Genomic DNA, 16,858 nt, shown 5'->3' on the forward strand with positions numbered 1-16,858 from the left:
GCTCCACCTAAGCAGGCATCGAGGCAAGCCTGGCGCGACCGCTATTCACGGCCACGCGCCAGCTCACGCAGTTCGCCTGCAATATCACGCTGCGGGTAGCGCGCCATTAGTTCATCGAGCAATTTCGCCGCCTCCTCGCGCTTGCCGGCCTGCCGCAGCTCTAGGACCTGCTGCAAGCTGGCTGTCGGGTCGGCCAGAGGCGAGCTGGCCCCAGCAGTTTTCGACGCCTCCTGCATGGAAGCGGATTCAGCCTGTTGCCTTGCTGTTTCGTCGACGCTGTCAGCCATGGCGGAAGCCTTCTTCTCGGCCTGCACCGGCGGGCTGGCATAGGTGGCAGGCGCAGACCTGGTCATAGGCGCTGGAGCGGCGATCGGTGAGACCTGGGCAGGTGGGGCGTCGAACTGCTCGTGGGCCTGTTCCTGGGTCCGCATGGTCAGGCTGAGCCCAATACCCAGCGTGGCCACGCCAGCCAATGCGACCGACCAACGCTGGCGCCCACCGCGGCTAGCCAGCCAATGCTGCAACCGCGCCCCCAGGCTGGGTTTGCCTTTACCGGCCTGGACAGATGCGGCTTCCAGGATCTGCTTATCCAGCGCTGGCGAAGGCTGGTCCGTGCTGTAGCAACGGTAATGCTCGAGCATCTCCTGCTCGGAGCTATCCGGTTTGTGCGTCTTTCGGGTCATGCGGATACCTCCTCGGACGCAGCCGGGTCGGCCAGCAGCCGACGTAACTTCTGCAACGCGTAGCGCAGTCTGCTCTTGACCGTCTCGGCGGGTGTGCGGGTCAGTTCGGCAATCTCGCTCAATTCCATATCGCCATGGGCACGTAGTAGGAACACCTCACGCTGATCTCCCGGCAATTCGTCGAGGGCCTCACGCAGCCGCTGTTGATCCCGACTCAAGGACAGCGCCTGCTCCGGGTCTGGTCCCCAATCGAACAGCGCATCGCCATGCACAGTTTCATCGAAGCGCTCCTGACGGCCTTGCAATGGCCCGTGCTTGCGCCAGTGGTCAATCAGGCGGTTGCGCGCGATCTGATACAGCCAGGTCTTGAAGCTGGCCTGACCAAGCGGCTCGGATGCGCTGCGGATCAGGTTCAGCCAGGTTTCCTGGAAAATCTCCTCGGCCAGGGCACCGTCACCACACAAGCCACAAAGAAATCGATAAAGCCCAAGACGATGGCGAGCATAGAGCTCGCCAAAAGCCTCGGCATCGCCGCTTCGGTAGCGCCGCAGCAGGACGGCGTCGTCGTCCGAGAGGGGTCCGTTCACATTATTCCTTCCGCGCTTGAGCCGGGAGTGGAGTGTGCAGGCTCTGGGCGAGCTCTACCAGTTGGATGAACTCACCACGCAAGCCGAAGCGGTCGTCGCCTCGGGCGCCTCGGGCCAGTCCAGCACTGTCAGCCATGGTGAAAGCACCGGTGTACTGGCCTCCCTTCAGCTGCTGGGCGAAGGCAGCCACCGCAGCGGCGAAGCGTAGGTCTTCACTGGCCTCCCCCAGCTTGGCAACCGCACCCGCAGGTATTGGTCGCTCCAGCAATGTACTCTGCTCGGCACCCGGGGTCTTGTAGCGAATTCGCAACCAGGCCAGCTCACCTGCCCTACCCTCTGGCTGGGTGGCCTTTTGGTAACGCAACGGCTCCAGCCAACCCTTGCCACCAACCGGGACGATCTCATAGAGCGCGGTCACGGTATGGCCAGCACCGATTTCCCCGGCATCCACCTTGTCGTTGCTGAAGTCCTCACGCTTGAGCGCCCGGTTCTCGTAGCCAAGCAAACGGTACTCGCTGACTTGGGCCGGGTTGAACTCCAGTTGCAGTTTTACATCTCGAGCAACGACCGCCAGCGTCGAACTCAACTGGTCCACGACCACCTTGCGCGCCTCGCGTAGGTTGTCGATGTAGGCGTAGTTGCCATCACCCGCGTCGGCCAGCTGTTCCATCAGACGCTCGTTATAGTTATCCACGCCAAAACCCAGGGTGGTCAGCGACACGCCTGTCTTGCGCCTGTCGGCAGCCAGTTGTTTGAGCGTCTCGAAGTCACTGATGCCCACATTGAAGTCGCCGTCGGTGGCCAGCAGGATGCGGTTGATGCCGTCCTTCAGGAGCCCCTTCTGCGCTTCGGCATAGGCCAACTGAATTCCCGACTCGCCGGCCGTCGAACCTCCGGCGCTGAGCTGATCGATAGCGAGGCGTATTTTCGCCTTGTCACTCCCAGAGGTGGAGGCCAGCACCACCCGTGCCTCGCCGGCATAGGTGACCAGGGAAACCCGGTCCTGAGGGCGTAGCTGGTCCACCAGTAGCTTCAGGGTGCCCTGCACCATGGGCAGGCCTTCGCGCCGGTCCATCGAGCCGGAGACATCCACCAGGAATACCAGGTTGGCCGGAGGCAGTTGCTCAACCTGACGGTCCGACGCCTTGATGGCTACCCGCAACAGGCAACTCTGGGGGTTCCAGGGCGTCTGGGCCACCTCTATGCCGATGCCGAAGGGCACATCCCCCTCAGGCAACGGATAGTGATAGGGAAAGTAGTTGACCAGCTCCTCCAGTCGCACGGCATCATCAGGAGGCATCTGCCCGCCATTGAGGAAACGCCGCACATTGGCGTAGCTGCCGGTATCCACGTCGATGCTGAAGGTGGAGACCGGGTCACTGGCAACGGCATGCACCGGGTTGTTGGCCAGATGCTGGTACTGCTCGCGCGGCACATCGCGATAACCGGGCGCTAATGCGTCGGCCATTGGTGCGGGCATTGGCGCAACCTGCAGCATGCCGGAGTAGCTGGACCGCTCCGCCGGTGGAGCAGGCGCATCTGACTTAGCCTCGGCCTGGGCCGGTGCCGCGCGCTGGACTTGGGTCGTTTGCGAATCAAGGCTGGCGGCTTGGCCGCCCGTGGACACCGCGGAATCCTGTCCGCCGCAAGCTGCCAGGGACAGCAGCACACTTGCGATGAAGCCGGCGGCAAGTGGCTGCTGGAGAATCGAAGAGTGACTGGACATGGACGCCTCCCGGATACGAATGAACCCTTCGCATCAATAGACGGAGACAATCTGCCAAACGGGTTAACGCAATGCGGAGCTCCTTATAGGGCGATTTCATTCGCCCCTATAAGCCAGCCTCCTGGCACAGTTGCTTGGCCAGCATGCCGAGCGTCATGATGGCGCGCTCGGCCTCACGGTTCCAGGGGATACCGCAGTTGAGCCGCACACAGTGGTTGAACTGCTCGGTGTTACTGAAGATCAAGCCCGGTGCGATGCTGATGCCCTGCTGCAATGCGCGCACATGCAGATCCTTGGTGTTGACCTTCGCCGGAAGACTGATCCAAAGGATGAATCCACCATTGGGCCGGGTGATCTGCGTCCCCTCGGGGAAGTACTGCTGCACGCCCAACTGGAACGCCGTGAGGTTCTTCCGGTACTCCTGGCGAATGTAACGCAAGTGCCGGTCGTAGCCGCCGTTCTCCAGGTAGGCCGCGACGCCCATCTGGGTAACGCTGCATGCCGAATGGGTGCTGAAGGTCTGCAGTCGCTGGATCTCGGCCTGGTACTTTCCGGCGATCATCCAGCCGATTCGAACACCGGGCGACAAAGTTTTGGAGAAGCTCGAACAGTAGACCACCCGATCATCCAGATCGTAGGCCTTGAGCGCCTTGGAAGGCCCTTGGTCGAACATCAACTCCCCGTAGATATCGTCCTCAATGATCTGGATATCGAAATCCGACGCCAGACGCAGCAGCTGTTTCTGGCGATCCTCAGGGATGGTGCCGCCCAGAGGATTACTCAAGCGGGCCGTCAGGACCAGCGCCTTGATCGGCCACTGGTTGGCCGCCAGTTGCAGGGCCTCCAGGCTAACGCCGGTGGTGGGGTCACTAGGAATCTCGACGACCTTGAGCCCGAGCAGATCGGCCAGTTGCAACAGACCGTAGTAGGTCGGCGACTCGGTAGCGATCAGGTCGCCGGGCCGGGTCAGTACCCGCAGGCTCATCTGCAGTGCATCCACGCAACCATGGGTGATGACCACTTCGCTGGGATCCACGACCACACCCGCATCGCGCATGCGGATCGCCACCTGGCGGCGCAATGGCTCGAAGCCCGGGCTGAACATGTAGCTGAACGCTCGAGGGCTCTGGAAACGGGTGACCTTGGCCAACTGCTGGTGCAGGGTGCGTACCGGCAGGTAGTCGACGTGGGGCACTGCCGCCCCCAGAGGGAAGACGCCCTCACGGCGCGACTCGGTCAGTACTTGTTGGATGATGCTGGCGCGCGTCACTAATCCGGGCCGCTCGACCCGCGCGATGTCCGGGGTGGAAGCTGTCAGGGCCGGTGTCTGGTGCACATAGAAGCCAGATTGTGGGCGGGCGCGAATCAGTCCCTGATCCTCAAGGCTCGCATAAGCCTGCAGGACCGTGGCATGGCTGACGCTGAGCTGTGAACTCAACTTACGTACCGAGGGCACCCGCTCTCCTGGCTGGTACACCCCACGGCGAATGTCGTCGGCCAGTTGCTGGGCGATGCGTTGATATAACAACAGATTGGTCATGACGGCGGCACCTGTATCACTGGACCGAAACAGTATCCGAACACACTTGAAGTGCACCGGTACAGATCAATGAATTGTGGGCGATACAGTGAAATTGTCCAGGCCACAAAAAACCCCGGTGCCAGACGGCAGCCGGGGTTTTTGCGTTACGGACGTCAGCGGGCCTGGCCGAGAACGCCCTTGTCGTTGGAGAACACGATCTCTACCCGACGGTTCTGCGCGCGCCCACGGTTCGAGGCGTTTTCCGCCACCGGATGAGCTTCGCCATATCCCTCCACCTGAATCCGCTTGGGATCGATACCCAGGTCTATCAGCGCATCGGCCACCGACTGCGCGCGCTCTTGTGAGAGCCTGAGGTTGTCCTGCTTCTTGCCGCTGTTGTCGGTGTAGCCTTCGACACGCACGATGCGCTTGGGGTTTATCTGCAGGAACTGCACGAGCTTGAGCACGGTGCGATTGGCCGAGGCCTTGAGGTCCGACCGTCCGGTATCGAACAGCACATCACCGAGGGTCATCACCAGGCCACGATCGGTCTCGGTAGCCGCCAGGCTGATCATCTGCTCTTCCAGCCATTTTCCCTGCTGCTGCACGCTGAGCAACTTGGCCTCCCGCAGCGCCAGCTGCAGGCGCTCGAGCTCGAGTTGCAGCCTGGCTGCGCGCGCCTGATTGAGACTCTGCTCGCTGTGCTGGCTGGCAATCTCGCTGTAGCGCTGGCTCAGGTACGCATAATGGGCAACGTCGTCTTCATTGCCCCAGTAGTTCGACAGTCGCTCGGCGCGTGCAAGCGACTCTCCAGCCCGGATAACGTCCTTGGGAGCGCTGCCCAGGACGTCGGGGTCTTCCTTGACCTTCTGGAACATCAGGCGTGCCTGCTCCAGGCTTTGCTCGGATTGTTGCTGGCCGGCACAACCGGCAAGCAGCCCCAAGCCCAGCAGCGCAACGATATGCAGGTGGACTCTCGACTTCACTGCTGGTCCCCTAGTTGCTTGCGCAGGCGATTGATGCGCGCGGTCAGCTCCGCAAGCTGCTCCTGACTTTTCAGCGTAAGGACTTTCGACTCCGCCAAACGGGCATCCAGTTCAGCCTGCTCGGCCAGCACGCGAGCGCGCTTGTAATCCGCTTCGCCCATGTTCTTCTCGGCCAGGGCCAGCTTTTCGTGCGCCAACTTCAACTCTTCGACCTGCTCGCTGGCACCCACGGCCTTAGCCTGGGCGACAGCCTGCTCGGTCAGGCGCATCTGCTCCACAGGCGCTGGGTCATTGGCACAGCCAGCCAGCACCAGCGCGGTCAGGCCGACGGCCAGAAGGGACTTATCGATCACTGAGGACTTCCTAATAATTCGGAGGTGCTGACGGGCTGCATCTGCGAGGCCTTCCAGCGCTCCAGGTTGCGTTCCAGCAGGGCTTTGGGCACCCCGGCGGCAACTAATTCTGTCATTTTTTTTGCCAGCTGTCCTCGCAGCCAAGGGTCGTTGCACGCTGAGTTATGCGACAGCGTGAGGTACAGACCTTCACTGGATATCGGCGGTTCCAAGGCAACGAGATCATCTGCCATACCCAGAGTGTCGGCTAGGGCAAGGCCCCGAGCGCGCTCGTAAAGCACATAGTCGGTGCGATCCAGCAGCAGCTGCTGGTACGCCTGAGTCAGGTTGGGGATAGGTTCCAGGATGAGGTTCTCCTTGGCGAAGCGGTCGAAGGACTCGCCAAAGCTGCTCTTGATCAGCTTGCTACCGTTACGGCCACGCAGGTCGTCCCACGTGCCGAGAGGAAACGCCCTATCGCGCTTCACCCAGACCACACTCTGCGTCTGCAGGAACGCCGGATGGACATAGTCCATGGTCTCGAGCCGGGGGATAGTCAGGAAGGCGCCAGCAAACAGATCCACCCGCCCCGTCCGCACTTCATCCTGCGCTTTGGACCAGGACCCCGTGTAGATCACATCAACCTTCAGCCCCAACTCCTTGCCGATCTGTTTCAACAGGTCAGCGTTGGTGCCGATCAGGTGTTGCGGGTCCTGCGGATCTCGCCACAGATAAGGTGGATACTCCGGATTACCGGTCGCTACCAGGCGCTCGCACTTTCCCGCGGCCGTAGTCAGCCCAGGCAGGAAGCTGAGAAAGACGAGCAACGAGGCTAGCTGGAGTCGACGAGACATCTGGGTTTCCCGAACTGGACATTCGATTGGCTGAACCCTCGGCAACCTCACCCAGGGCGAGCACCATGCTAGCTTACTGAGGCCTGACCGAACCATTCGCAATAAGGATGTGTCATGAAAAAAGTACTGATCGCTTTCGTATTGCTGCTAACAGCAACGGCCGCGACGCTGTACCTGTCTCCTGCGGCCCTTCTGATGGGAGTTCAGTGGGCCGAGCGCCAGCGCGCCGGACTCTCGGTTAACCAAGTCATGCTGGACGACCTGGCTATCCGCTACTACGAAGGCGGCTCAGCCAAAGCCGAAACCTTGGTGCTGGTCCACGGGTTCGGTACCAACAAGGACAACTGGCTGCGCTTTGCGGCCCTTTTCACCGAGCGTTACCACGTAATCGCACTGGACCTGCCCGGCTTCGGTGACAGTGATCGGCCCGCGGGTAGCTATGACGTAGGCACCCAGGCCGAGCGCCTGGCCTCCTTCATCAAGGCGCTGGAACTGGATAAACCCCACCTGGTCGGCAACTCGATGGGTGGCCATATCGTGGCGCTTTACGCCGCCCGCTACCCGGATCAGGTCCGCAGCCTGGCGCTATTCGACAATGCGGGCGTACGCTCTCCACGCCAGAGCGAACTGCTGGAGCTTCTGGAGCAAGGCAAGCCCAACCCGCTGGTCGTCAAGAGCGCAGCCGACTATGACCGCCTGCTGGATTTCGTCTTCGTCACCCCGCCGCCGCTGACCACCGGCCTGAAGGCCTACCTGGCCGAACAGTCGATTGCCAATGAAGCCCATTACGACCTCGTATTCCAGCAACTGATGCAACGCTACATTCCCTTGGAACCCGAACTGCCGAAGATCAAGGCCCCGACCCTCCTGCTCTGGGGAGACAAGGACCGAGTGCTCGATGTTTCCAGTGTCGAGGTGATGAAGCCACTGCTACAGCGCCCCAGCGTGGCCATCCTGGAGAATTGTGGCCACGCCCCCATGATCGAGCGCCCTGAAGAAACTGCGCGCCACTATCAGGCGTTTCTCGACAGCCTGTAACCATAAAATGGGGACGCCTCGCGGCTATAGCGAACCTCAGTCCGGGAACTCCCTCGGCCGCCCCCGGACTGAAGTCTGGGCTACCACCCGGCCTGAGCCTTCACTTCTTCTCCAAAATCAAAAAACCCGCTCAAGTGAGCGGGTTTTCCTTCGCAGCGGAGCAGGAATCGCTATTACAGCAGCTTTTCCAGTTCCGGTACGGCTTCGAACAGGTCAGCCACCAGGCCGTAGTCCGCGACCTGGAAGATCGGGGCTTCTTCGTCCTTGTTGATTGCGACGATGACCTTGGAGTCTTTCATACCAGCCAGGTGCTGGATGGCACCGGAGATGCCCACGGCGATGTACAGCTGCGGCGCGACGATCTTGCCAGTCTGGCCGACTTGCATGTCGTTCGGTACGAAACCGGCGTCGACGGCGGCACGGGAAGCGCCCACGGCAGCCCCCAGCTTGTCAGCCAGGGCGTAGAGGTGCTTGAAGTTCTCGCCGTTCTGCATGCCACGGCCGCCGGACACCACGATCTTCGCGGCGGTCAGCTCTGGACGGTCGGACTTGGCCAGCTCCTCGCCAACGAAGGCGGACTTGCCAGCGTCGGTCACGCTGCTCACGGCTTCGATGGCAGCGGAACCGCCTTCGGCAGCCGCAGCGTCGAAACCGGTACCACGCACGGTGATCACTTTCACGGCCGCCGAAGACTGCACGGTGGCGATGGCGTTACCGGCGTAGATCGGACGCTTGAAGGTGTCGGCGCTCTCGACAGCGATGATCTCGGAGATCTGGTCGACGTCCAGCAGAGCCGCCACGCGCGGCAGGTAGTTCTTGCCGTTGGTGGTGGCAGCAGCCAGAACATGGCTGTAGCCCTTGCCCAGTTCAGCGATCAGCGGAGCAACGTTTTCCGGCAGCTGATGGGCATAGGCGGCATTGTCGGCTACCAGAACCTTGGAGACACCGGCGACTTTGGCGGCGGCTTCAGCTACGGCACCTACGCCCTGGCCAGCGACCAGCACGTGGATGTCGCCACCGATTTTTTGCGCAGCGGTAACGGTGTTCAGGGTGGCGGCTGCCAGAGCGGCGTTCGAATGTTCAGCAACAACCAGGATAGCCATCAGATTACCTTCGCCTCGTTCTTCAGTTTGTCGACCAGTTCAGCCACGGACTTGACCTTGATGCCGGCTTGGCGGGCAGCCGGCGCTTCGACTTTCAGGGTCTTCACGGTGGAGGCAGTGGAAACGCCCAGGGCATCCGGGGTCACCACGTCCAGCGGCTTCTTCTTGGCTTTCATGATGTTCGGCAGCGACGCATAGCGCGGCTCGTTGAGGCGCAGGTCGGTAGTAACAATCGCCGGCAGGTTCAGCGCAACAGTCTGCAGACCGCCGTCGATCTCGCGGGTCACGTTGACTTTGTCGCCCGCCACTTCGACTTTGGAGGCGAAGGTGCCCTGGGCGTAGCCAGTGAGGGCGCCGAGCATCTGGCCGGTCTGGTTGTTGTCGCTGTCGATGGCCTGCTTGCCGAGGATGACCAGCTGAGGCTGTTCTTTCTCAACCACGGCCTTCAGCAGTTTGGCCACGGCCAGTGAGTTCAGTTCGTCAGCGCTTTCGACCAGAATGGCACGATCGGCACCCAGGGCCAGGGCCGTACGCAGCTGCTCTTGAGCGGTGTTCGGGCCGATGGTGACGACGACGATTTCACTCGCTACGCCTTTTTCTTTCAGACGGACGGCTTCTTCCACGGCGATTTCGCAGAAGGGGTTCATCGACATCTTGACGTTCGCGAGATCGACGCCGGAGTTGTCCGCCTTGACGCGGACCTTGACGTTGTAGTCGACCACTCGTTTGACAGCTACAAGAACCTTCATGGATTCCTCGTTACTCTCCGGTTAATAAGAATGTCGCCAAGACGAGCCTGGCCAGTGATGCAGGTCGGCCGGAACCGACTGTCAGCCCAGACAGCGAGCGCAAAACCGCCCGTATCTTGACCGTATCCCCCAATCGGGTCAATACGGAAAAATACCGCGTCATAAGCCGCAGAGCCTTATCCTATCAGGGTTTCACAAAATTCAAACAAACGTTTGTATTGGACCAGGCAAAGGGTCTGGATATAATGCGCCGGCTCAGGTCAGGGATCGAGCCTAGCCCTCCAACACAAAATATCGAAGAGCCTTGAGGAGATTGACTGTGGAACGCGAATACATGGAATTCGACGTCGTCATCGTCGGTGCCGGCCCCGCTGGCCTGTCCGCCGCGTGCCGACTGAAGCAGAAGGCCGCGCAAGTGGGTCAAGAGATCAGCGTGTGCGTGGTCGAGAAAGGTTCCGAAGTCGGCGCCCACATCCTCTCTGGTGCCGTCTTCGAACCGCGAGCCCTGAACGAGCTGTTCCCTGACTGGAAAGAACTGGGCGCCCCGCTGAATACCCCGGTAGCCGGCGACGACATCTATATGCTCAAGGATGCCCAGTCCGCGATCAAGGTTCCCGGCCTCTTCGTGCCAAAGACCATGCACAACGAGGGCAACTATATCATTTCCCTGGGCAATCTCTGTCGCTGGCTGGCCCAACAGGCCGAAGGCCTAGGCGTAGAGATCTACCCGGGCTTCGCCGCCCAGGAAGCGCTGATCGACGAGAACGGCGTGGTTCGCGGCATTATCACCGGTGATCTCGGCGTTGACCGTGAAGGGAACCCGAAAGAGGGTTACTACACCCCCGGCATGGAACTGCGCGCCAAATATACCCTGTTCGCCGAAGGCTGCCGTGGCCATATCGGCAAGCAGCTGATCAAGAAGTACAAGCTGGACTCCGAAGCCGACGCCCAGCACTACGGGATCGGCATCAAGGAAATCTGGGACATCGACCCCGCCAAGCACCAGCCCGGCCTAGTCGTCCACACCGCTGGCTGGCCGCTGAATGACGAGAACCCGGGCGGTTCCTTCCTCTATCACCTGGAAAACAACCAGGTCGTAGTGGGCCTGATCATCGACCTGTCCTACAGCAACCCCTTCCTCTCGCCGTTCGACGAGTTCCAGCGCTACAAGCACCACCCGGTGGTCAAGCAGTACCTGGAAGGCGGCAAGCGCGTGGCCTATGGCGCCCGCGCCATCTGCAAGGGCGGCCTGAACTCGCTGCCGAAGATGGTCTTCCCGGGCGGCGCGCTGATCGGCTGCGACCTGGGCACCCTGAACTTCGCCAAGATCAAGGGCAGCCACACCGCCATGAAGTCCGGCATGCTGGCCGCTGAAGCCGTGGCTGCTGCACTGGCTGCAGGCCGGGAAGGCGGTGACGAGCTGACCGGCTACGTCGACTCCTTCAAGTCCAGCTGGCTGTATGACGAGCTGTTCCGCAGTCGTAACTTCGGCGCGGCGATCCACAAGTTCGGCACGCTCGCGGGCGGCGCCTTCAACTACATCGACCAGAACTGGTTCGGCGGCAAGATCCCGGTCACCCTGCACGACAACAAGCCGGACTACGCCTGCCTGAAACCTGCCGCCCAGTCCCAGCGCATTGAGTATCCGAAGCCTGACGGCAAGCTCAGCTTCGACAAGCTCAGCTCGGTATTCCTCTCCAACACCAACCATGAAGAGGAACAACCCTGCCACCTGAAGCTGGCCGACGCGAGCATCCCGATCGCCAAGAACCTGCCGATGTACGACGAACCGGCGCAGCGTTATTGCCCGGCTGGCGTGTACGAAGTGGTGACCCAGGAAGATGGCGCAAAGCGCTTCCAGATCAACGCGCAGAACTGCGTGCACTGCAAGACCTGCGATATCAAGGACCCAGCCCAGAACATCACCTGGGTGGCCCCGGAAGGCACCGGCGGTCCGAACTATCCCAACATGTAAGAAACGAAAAGGCCCCTCGGGGCCTTTTTTCATTTTGCTTCGAACAGCTTGCTAGCTAGATGGTTCCGATGCGGAAGAATTGCCCGCCACTCCAGACACCAAGCCAGGTCGCACCATCGATCTCGCGCGGAACGGCCAGCTCCACCAACTGATAGAAGACATTGCGATGGATCAGCGCCTCCAGATTGGCGCGCACATGCACGTAGGGCGAAGGCTCCTGGGTGAGCGGGTCCAGCTCGACTCGGATGCCGTGCTCTGCCCCAGCGAAGACTTCATCCTCCACGTTGGTGATGAATCGTAGCCGCTGCTCTTCACCCTCCCCTTCGGCCTGCACCTGAACAGCAACGAACGGCGCATCGTCGACCCGGATACCGACTTTCTCTACCGGCGTCACCAGGAAGTAGTCATCACCATCACGCCGTATCACGCTCGAGAACAGCTTGACCATCGGCTTGCGGCCAATCGGAGTACCCAGATAGAACCAGGTGCCATCACGCGCGATGCGCATGTCGATATCGCCACAGAAAGGTGGATTCCACAGGTGCACGGGAGCACCACCCCGTTTGTCACCCTTAGGTATCTGCACCAGCAGATCTCCGGCCTTGCCCGGGTCACTCATCTCACTCTCCTCAACGACTGAGCCCAAGCAGGCTGCGGGCGTACTCCTCCAGGGGAGGGCCGATCAGATCTTCCGGCTTGGCATCGTAGAACGTCAGAAAGCCGCCACGGTTATGGATACGCGCCGTATCGACCAGGTAGCGGGTATTGGTTTCCACAAGCATCAGTTGAATAACGCCACGATCACGTCCGAGGCGATCCAGGGCTTCCTGATCTCCCCACTCTTCATAGGTCCCAATGCGATCATCGGCGCTGGCAAAACGAGCGTACAGCAGATAATGAGCGCCCTGTGCACGAGCTTGCCCCATCGCCGCCTCCAGGCCTGCCGGTCCGTTGGCTCGACGCACCATTGGGAAATATTCGACAAAGCCCTTGAAGGCCTCTTCGGCCACCACGTTGGGTCTCGGATAGGCTGACCCGGGCGGCACGAAAAAACCCTGCGCGATGTAGATGAACGAATCCGGTTGCAGACGCCAAGGGCTGGCACGCCGGGTTTCACTGTGATCGAGCAACCCGGCGTCGCTCAACTGGACACGGGTGCCTTCGGCCATGTCACTGACCTTCATGCAGCCGCCAAGGCTGAGAACGGTCAGGAACAGAATCATGCTACGCATCGTGCGGTCTCCATGCGCCGGTGACGTAAAACCGGCGGACAGGTAGTCGATGCAGCTTCCGCGCCATCACAGGCCACGCTGCCACTCCTGACGCAGGCGAGCCTCGTCCGGATGCTTGATCGCGGCGCGGACCTGACCCAGCAAACGATCCTTTTCCAACCCTAGTCGCCCCTTGAGGACAAGGTAGTTGGACGCATGGTCGCTGCGAAAAACGGTGTTCTTCAGCTCCAACGCCGCCAGGATGCGCTCGAGCTCGCCGAACAGCCCCTGCTGGCTGAGCGGCTGGTAATCCGGGAAGCCTTCGCGAAACCGGGCCTCCCCGACCGGAAAGCTGACCACAAGGGTCGACAAGTATTCTGGCTGCACGGCGTTCATCAGGCGCGCCGAATTGTCAGCATGCTGGACGCTCAGGGTTTTGCCGCCTAGACCGTTGAGAATCATCACCGAGCGGGTGATGCCTGCCTCCCCGAGCTTATCCAGGGCGCTCAGGCTCGACTCGAACGTCTCGCCCTTGCTTACGCGCTCCAAAACCTCGTCGTCACCCGACTCGGCGCCGACATAAGCCATCGCAAGCCCCGCATCGGCCAACTCTTTGAGCTCGGCCACCGACTTATTGCGCAGGTTCCTGGGCAGGCAATAGCTGGAAACCCGGCGCACCGAGGGCATGTTCTCACGAATGGCAGTCAGGATGTTCAGCAGCCGCCGTGTTGGCAGAACCAGGGCATCGCCATCCGCGAGAAACACTCTCTGGACGATCAGGCGCTCGCCGCAACGACGGATATCCTCAAGCACATCAGACTCGTCACGGGCGCGAAACTTCTTCTGCGGTTGCGTGTACATCTCGCAGAAGGTGCAACGGCTCCAGGAGCAGCCGTTGGTAACCGGGAGGATCAGGGAATTGGCCTCACTCGGCGGGCGGAATACCGGCTCGATGTAGGAAATCGGAAAAGCGCTGGACATGGTCCTGATTAGCTCTGCAAGACGGGAGTGAACTGATGCGGTAATCAGCCGCCAATAATCTTCATCACGGTTATTCCGCCGGAAAATGCAACTTCCTGCTTGTCCGCCAGCGCCTTCACCAGCAAGCGCTGCAATGCGGGCAGCGCTTGATGGCGTGGCTTATCCAGCAGGTCACCAACATAGTGGCGGTTACTGGAAGAAAGACAGCCATGCAGCCAGCCGGTGGACGACAAGCGCAACCGGGAACAGGTTCGACAGAATGGCACGCTCTCGTTGGCAATGACTCCGAAATAGCCCTGACCAGGCACTTCGTAGCGCAGGGCCGTGGCATCCAACGGCGCCTCCGCCTGGACGAACTCGTGAGAGCTGCCAATCAAGGCCAGGAGCTCCTCCATCCCAACGAACTGCTGATGGAACCCATTGGGGTCGCGCGCCAGGTGGCCCATCCGCATCAACTCGATGAAGCGCAATTCGAAGCCGTGCTCCAGGCAGTACTCCAACAGCGGCAGTATCTGGTCGAGGTTCTTCCCGCGAAGGGGGACCATATTCACCTTGATCTTCAAGCCCGCCGCCCTCGCCTCATCCAGCCCGGCAAGGACCGTAGCCAGGTCCCCACCACGCGCAATGCTGCGGAAGGCTCCGGCATCCAAGGTATCCAGGGAGATGTTCAGGCGACGGATGCCGCACTCGAGCAAGAGCGGCAACTTGCGGGACAGGAGTTGGCCATTGCTGGTCAAGCTGATGTCTTCAAGCCCTAACTGGCTGACCTCTCGCAGGAAGGGTTCCAGCTTCGGGCTCACCAAAGGCTCACCCCCGGTGACGCGCAGTCGCTCAATGCCGGCCGCTTCGATCAGGTAGGCCACACCGCGCACCATCGCCTCAGCAGACAGTTCATCCTGGGCCGCCACCAGACGTTTGCCGTCGGGCACGCAATAGGTGCAGGCGTAATTGCAAGCGGCGGTCAGGCTGATTCGCAGGTTTCGGAAGCGCCTGCCTTGGCGGTCAACGATCATGGGACGCTCCGGCAATGGATAAGCCGGAGTATATCCCTGCAACCAGCCGCCTCACATGCCCGTCAACGCGACATAGGCCTACTGAATACGTCAACCGGCGGGGGAGTCGCTCTCGCGCTTGCGCTTGTTGCCCATGCGCACGCCAATATCCATGAGGAACTGGAAGAAACCTTCCTGATCTTCGAGGACGCTGCTCCAGAAAGGTGAGTGGTAGAGTGCGACAGCACCATGGACCAGAGCCCAGGCCGCGCAATAGTGAAAATACGGCGGCACATCTTCGAGCTTGCCCTCGGCTATCCGCCCTTTGATCAGCTGGGTCAGCCGTTCGAAGTTCGACGCGCGGATTTTGTGCAGCTGCTCGACCATCTCAGGTACCTGGCTGTTCTTGACCACCTTCTCTTCCAGACGGTCGAACAAGCGGTAACGCTGCGGATCACGCATACGGAACTCGAAATAGGCGCGCGACAAGGCTTCCTTGTCTCGATCCACATCGGCCGAATGCAGCAGGGCATTGAGGTCGCGCTCATAGTCGAGCATCAGGCGCAGATAGATTTCCGCCTTCGACTTGAAGTGCTTGTAGATGGTGCCTTTGCCGATACCCACTGCGTCAGCGATCATCTCGACGGTAACGCTGTCCTCACCCTCCTCAAGGAAGAGCTTAAGGGCGGTGTCGAGAATTTCCTGCTCGCGGCGGCGGAACTCACGGACTTTACGGGGTTCTTTCTGCATAAAGGGACTGTGGGGTCAAAAATCAAGCCGCGTATTATGCCTAACTAGCGCAAAAATGCACGGATCATCCGACTATGAGCTTATTGCACGATGAGTTTGCCCAGGCCTCTGGCCTTCGCTATTTGAACCATGCCGCTGTCGCGCCCTGGCCGAAACGCGCGACCCAGGCGGTCACACGCTTCGCCAACGAGAACCTCAGCATCGGTGCACGCGATTATCCAGACTGGTTAAAGGTAGAGCGTAGCTTACGAGAACGCCTTACCCGCCTCCTGAACGCGCCAACCACTGCCGATATTTCGCTGGTCAAGAATACATCGGAAGCTCTCTCCTTCGTCGCTTTTGGTCTGGACTGGCGGGAGGGTGACCAAGTGGTCATCAGCGACCAGGAATTCCCCTCGAACCGAGTGGTCTGGGAGGCGCTCAAGCGCTTCGGCGTGGAGGTCCTGCACGTCGACCTCAATGTGGCCGACCCGGAGGCCGTCCTGCTGAATACCTGCGGCCCGCGGACTCGCCTCTTGTCCATCAGCGCCGTGCAATATGCCCGCGGCTTGCGCATGGACCTCCAGCGCCTTGGACACGGCTGCCGCCAGCGCGGCGTGCTGTTCTGCGTGGATGCCATCCAGCAGCTTGGCGCTCTGCCCTTCGACGTCCAGGACTATGATTGCGCCTTCGCGATGGCCGACGGGCACAAGTGGATGCTGGGCCCCGAGGGATTGGGCGTCTTTTATTGCCGCAGCGACCTGCGACAACAGCTAAAGCTTCATGAGTACGGCTGGCACATGCTGGAGAATCCCGGAAACTACGAGTTCGACGAATGGGAACCGGCGCGTACGGCTCGGCGCTTCGAGTGCGGCAGCCCCAATATGTTGGGCGCAATGGCCCTGGAGGCCAGCCTCTCGCTTCTGGAGGAAGTGGGCATGGTAAAGGTCGGCAGCGCCCTGGCAGAACGCGTGCAGTGGCTTCAGGACGGACTTGTCGGCATTCCAGGCGCACAACTGCTGAGCCCACCCGATCCTGAGCGGCGCGCCGGGATTCTGAACTTCCGCCTTGATCATTGGGACAATCTCGCGCTCTTCGAGCGACTAAGAGACGAACAAGTAGTCTGCGCCCAACGGGGAGGCGGCATCCGCTTTTCTCCCCATTTCTATACGGAGTTGCGGGTGATCGACGAGACTCTGGCCGTGCTGCGCCAGCTGGCAGACGGATGAGGACTCAGCCGGTGCGAGTGTATTCCAAATACGTTTAAAAACACCGGGACCTGCTCTGGACGTGAAGGGATATTAGCCAATACTTCTTGTTACTGGTGCGCGGCATCTCCCCCCAAGTGCCCAGCCAGTCGAGGTACCGTGGATCGTGTACCTTTGTTTTA

17 protein-coding genes are annotated in these 16,858 nt (G+C 60.8%); 3 read left to right on the plus strand and 14 right to left on the minus strand.

Annotation, left to right across the window (positions count from 1 at the left end; translation table 11 throughout):
* Positions 1-41: 41 nt before the first annotated feature.
* The 7 genes from OXH74_RS00410 to OXH74_RS00440 all read right to left on the minus strand — a co-directional run bounded on the left by OXH74_RS00410 (position 42) and on the right by OXH74_RS00440 (position 6,690).
* The gene (locus OXH74_RS00410; protein WP_375739615.1) at positions 42-683 is read right to left on the minus strand and encodes a hypothetical protein; all 642 of its coding nucleotides are present in this window, start codon (positions 681-683) and stop codon (positions 42-44) included.
* Positions 680-1,270, minus strand: a complete 591-nt coding sequence (locus OXH74_RS00415; protein WP_375739616.1) for an RNA polymerase sigma factor — start codon at positions 1,268-1,270, stop codon at positions 680-682. Before OXH74_RS00415 ends, OXH74_RS00410 begins: the two co-directional genes overlap by 4 nt.
* Before the next feature lies 1 nt (position 1,271).
* Positions 1,272-2,996 (minus strand): von Willebrand factor type A domain-containing protein, encoded by a 1,725-nt coding sequence (locus tag OXH74_RS00420; RefSeq protein WP_375739617.1) that lies wholly within the window; start codon positions 2,994-2,996, stop codon positions 1,272-1,274.
* Positions 2,997-3,102: 106 nt separating this feature from the next.
* A complete protein-coding gene (locus tag OXH74_RS00425) occupies positions 3,103-4,536 on the minus strand; it encodes a PLP-dependent aminotransferase family protein (protein ID WP_215378597.1) in 1,434 nt (477 codons plus the stop codon).
* Positions 4,537-4,691: 155 nt separating this feature from the next.
* Positions 4,692-5,504, minus strand: a complete 813-nt coding sequence (locus tag OXH74_RS00430) for an OmpA family protein (protein WP_375739618.1) — start codon at positions 5,502-5,504, stop codon at positions 4,692-4,694.
* Positions 5,501-5,857 carry a DUF4398 domain-containing protein gene (locus OXH74_RS00435; protein WP_375739619.1) on the minus strand — a complete coding sequence of 119 codons (357 nt, stop codon included), beginning with the start codon at positions 5,855-5,857 and terminating at the stop codon, positions 5,501-5,503. The genes OXH74_RS00430 and OXH74_RS00435 overlap by 4 nt, the downstream gene beginning before the upstream one ends.
* The gene (locus tag OXH74_RS00440) at positions 5,854-6,690 is read right to left on the minus strand and encodes a substrate-binding periplasmic protein (protein WP_375739620.1); all 837 of its coding nucleotides are present in this window, start codon (positions 6,688-6,690) and stop codon (positions 5,854-5,856) included. The genes OXH74_RS00435 and OXH74_RS00440 overlap by 4 nt, the downstream gene beginning before the upstream one ends.
* A 114-nt stretch (positions 6,691-6,804) precedes the next feature.
* On the opposite strand from OXH74_RS00440, the gene OXH74_RS00445 reads away from it, so the two are divergent.
* The gene (locus OXH74_RS00445) at positions 6,805-7,728 is read left to right on the plus strand and encodes an alpha/beta fold hydrolase (RefSeq protein ID WP_375739621.1); all 924 of its coding nucleotides are present in this window, start codon (positions 6,805-6,807) and stop codon (positions 7,726-7,728) included.
* Between the two features lie 173 nt (positions 7,729-7,901).
* On the opposite strand, the gene OXH74_RS00450 is transcribed toward OXH74_RS00445, so the two are convergent.
* Together OXH74_RS00450 and OXH74_RS00455 are read right to left on the minus strand one after the other, a co-directional pair.
* A complete protein-coding gene (locus OXH74_RS00450) occupies positions 7,902-8,831 on the minus strand; it encodes an electron transfer flavoprotein subunit alpha/FixB family protein (protein ID WP_375739622.1) in 930 nt (309 codons plus the stop codon).
* Positions 8,831-9,580, minus strand: a complete 750-nt coding sequence (locus tag OXH74_RS00455) for an electron transfer flavoprotein subunit beta/FixA family protein (protein ID WP_215378610.1) — start codon at positions 9,578-9,580, stop codon at positions 8,831-8,833. The genes OXH74_RS00450 and OXH74_RS00455 overlap by 1 nt, the downstream gene beginning before the upstream one ends.
* Positions 9,581-9,899: 319 nt before the next feature.
* Between OXH74_RS00455 and OXH74_RS00460 the strand changes: the two genes are divergently transcribed.
* Positions 9,900-11,555 (plus strand): electron transfer flavoprotein-ubiquinone oxidoreductase, encoded by a 1,656-nt coding sequence (locus OXH74_RS00460; protein ID WP_375739623.1) that lies wholly within the window; start codon positions 9,900-9,902, stop codon positions 11,553-11,555.
* Between the two features lie 55 nt (positions 11,556-11,610).
* On the opposite strand, the gene OXH74_RS00465 is transcribed toward OXH74_RS00460, so the two are convergent.
* From OXH74_RS00465 to OXH74_RS00485, 5 genes are all read right to left on the minus strand, one after another.
* A complete protein-coding gene (locus OXH74_RS00465; RefSeq protein WP_375739624.1) occupies positions 11,611-12,174 on the minus strand; it encodes a DUF1285 domain-containing protein in 564 nt (187 codons plus the stop codon).
* Between the two features lie 10 nt (positions 12,175-12,184).
* Positions 12,185-12,787: a DUF4823 domain-containing protein gene (locus tag OXH74_RS00470; protein ID WP_375739625.1), complete on the minus strand. Its 603-nt coding sequence runs from the start codon at positions 12,785-12,787 to the stop codon at positions 12,185-12,187.
* Between the two features lie 66 nt (positions 12,788-12,853).
* Positions 12,854-13,747 carry a radical SAM protein gene (locus OXH74_RS00475; RefSeq protein ID WP_375739626.1) on the minus strand — a complete coding sequence of 298 codons (894 nt, stop codon included), beginning with the start codon at positions 13,745-13,747 and terminating at the stop codon, positions 12,854-12,856.
* Positions 13,748-13,791: 44 nt separating this feature from the next.
* The gene (locus OXH74_RS00480) at positions 13,792-14,760 is read right to left on the minus strand and encodes a GTP 3',8-cyclase MoaA (RefSeq protein WP_375739627.1); all 969 of its coding nucleotides are present in this window, start codon (positions 14,758-14,760) and stop codon (positions 13,792-13,794) included.
* Positions 14,761-14,850: 90 nt separating this feature from the next.
* Positions 14,851-15,489, minus strand: coding sequence for a TetR/AcrR family transcriptional regulator (locus OXH74_RS00485; RefSeq protein WP_215378622.1), 639 nt, complete (start codon positions 15,487-15,489; stop codon positions 14,851-14,853).
* A 74-nt stretch (positions 15,490-15,563) separates the two neighbouring features.
* On the opposite strand from OXH74_RS00485, the gene OXH74_RS00490 reads away from it, so the two are divergent.
* On the plus strand, positions 15,564-16,697 hold the full coding sequence (locus OXH74_RS00490) for an aminotransferase class V-fold PLP-dependent enzyme (RefSeq protein WP_375739628.1): 1,134 nt from the start codon (positions 15,564-15,566) through the stop codon (positions 16,695-16,697).
* Positions 16,698-16,858 lie beyond the last annotated feature (161 nt).

Origin of the sequence: Metapseudomonas boanensis (assembly GCF_042232855.1) — a bacterium.
Taxonomy (GTDB): domain Bacteria; phylum Pseudomonadota; class Gammaproteobacteria; order Pseudomonadales; family Pseudomonadaceae; genus Metapseudomonas; species Metapseudomonas boanensis.

Bases quoted from the DNA above. Each gene is read 5' to 3' on its own strand.
- OXH74_RS00410 (WP_375739615.1), bottom strand. From the start codon at position 683: ATGACCCGAAAGACGCACAAACCGGATAGCTCCGAGCAGGAGATGCTC.
- OXH74_RS00420 (WP_375739617.1), bottom strand. From the start codon at position 2,996: ATGTCCAGTCACTCTTCGATTCTCCAGCAGCCACTTGCCGCCGGCTTC.
- OXH74_RS00425 (WP_215378597.1), bottom strand. From the start codon at position 4,536: ATGACCAATCTGTTGTTATATCAACGCATCGCCCAGCAACTGGCCGAC.
- OXH74_RS00440 (WP_375739620.1), bottom strand. From the start codon at position 6,690: ATGTCTCGTCGACTCCAGCTAGCCTCGTTGCTCGTCTTTCTCAGCTTC.
- OXH74_RS00445 (WP_375739621.1), top strand. From the start codon at position 6,805: ATGAAAAAAGTACTGATCGCTTTCGTATTGCTGCTAACAGCAACGGCC.
- OXH74_RS00450 (WP_375739622.1), bottom strand. From the start codon at position 8,831: ATGGCTATCCTGGTTGTTGCTGAACATTCGAACGCCGCTCTGGCAGCC.
- OXH74_RS00455 (WP_215378610.1), bottom strand. From the start codon at position 9,580: ATGAAGGTTCTTGTAGCTGTCAAACGAGTGGTCGACTACAACGTCAAG.
- OXH74_RS00465 (WP_375739624.1), bottom strand. From the start codon at position 12,174: ATGAGTGACCCGGGCAAGGCCGGAGATCTGCTGGTGCAGATACCTAAG.
- OXH74_RS00470 (WP_375739625.1), bottom strand. From the start codon at position 12,787: ATGCGTAGCATGATTCTGTTCCTGACCGTTCTCAGCCTTGGCGGCTGC.
- OXH74_RS00475 (WP_375739626.1), bottom strand. From the start codon at position 13,747: ATGTCCAGCGCTTTTCCGATTTCCTACATCGAGCCGGTATTCCGCCCG.
- OXH74_RS00480 (WP_375739627.1), bottom strand. From the start codon at position 14,760: ATGATCGTTGACCGCCAAGGCAGGCGCTTCCGAAACCTGCGAATCAGC.
- OXH74_RS00485 (WP_215378622.1), bottom strand. From the start codon at position 15,489: ATGCAGAAAGAACCCCGTAAAGTCCGTGAGTTCCGCCGCCGCGAGCAG.
- OXH74_RS00490 (WP_375739628.1), top strand. From the start codon at position 15,564: ATGAGCTTATTGCACGATGAGTTTGCCCAGGCCTCTGGCCTTCGCTAT.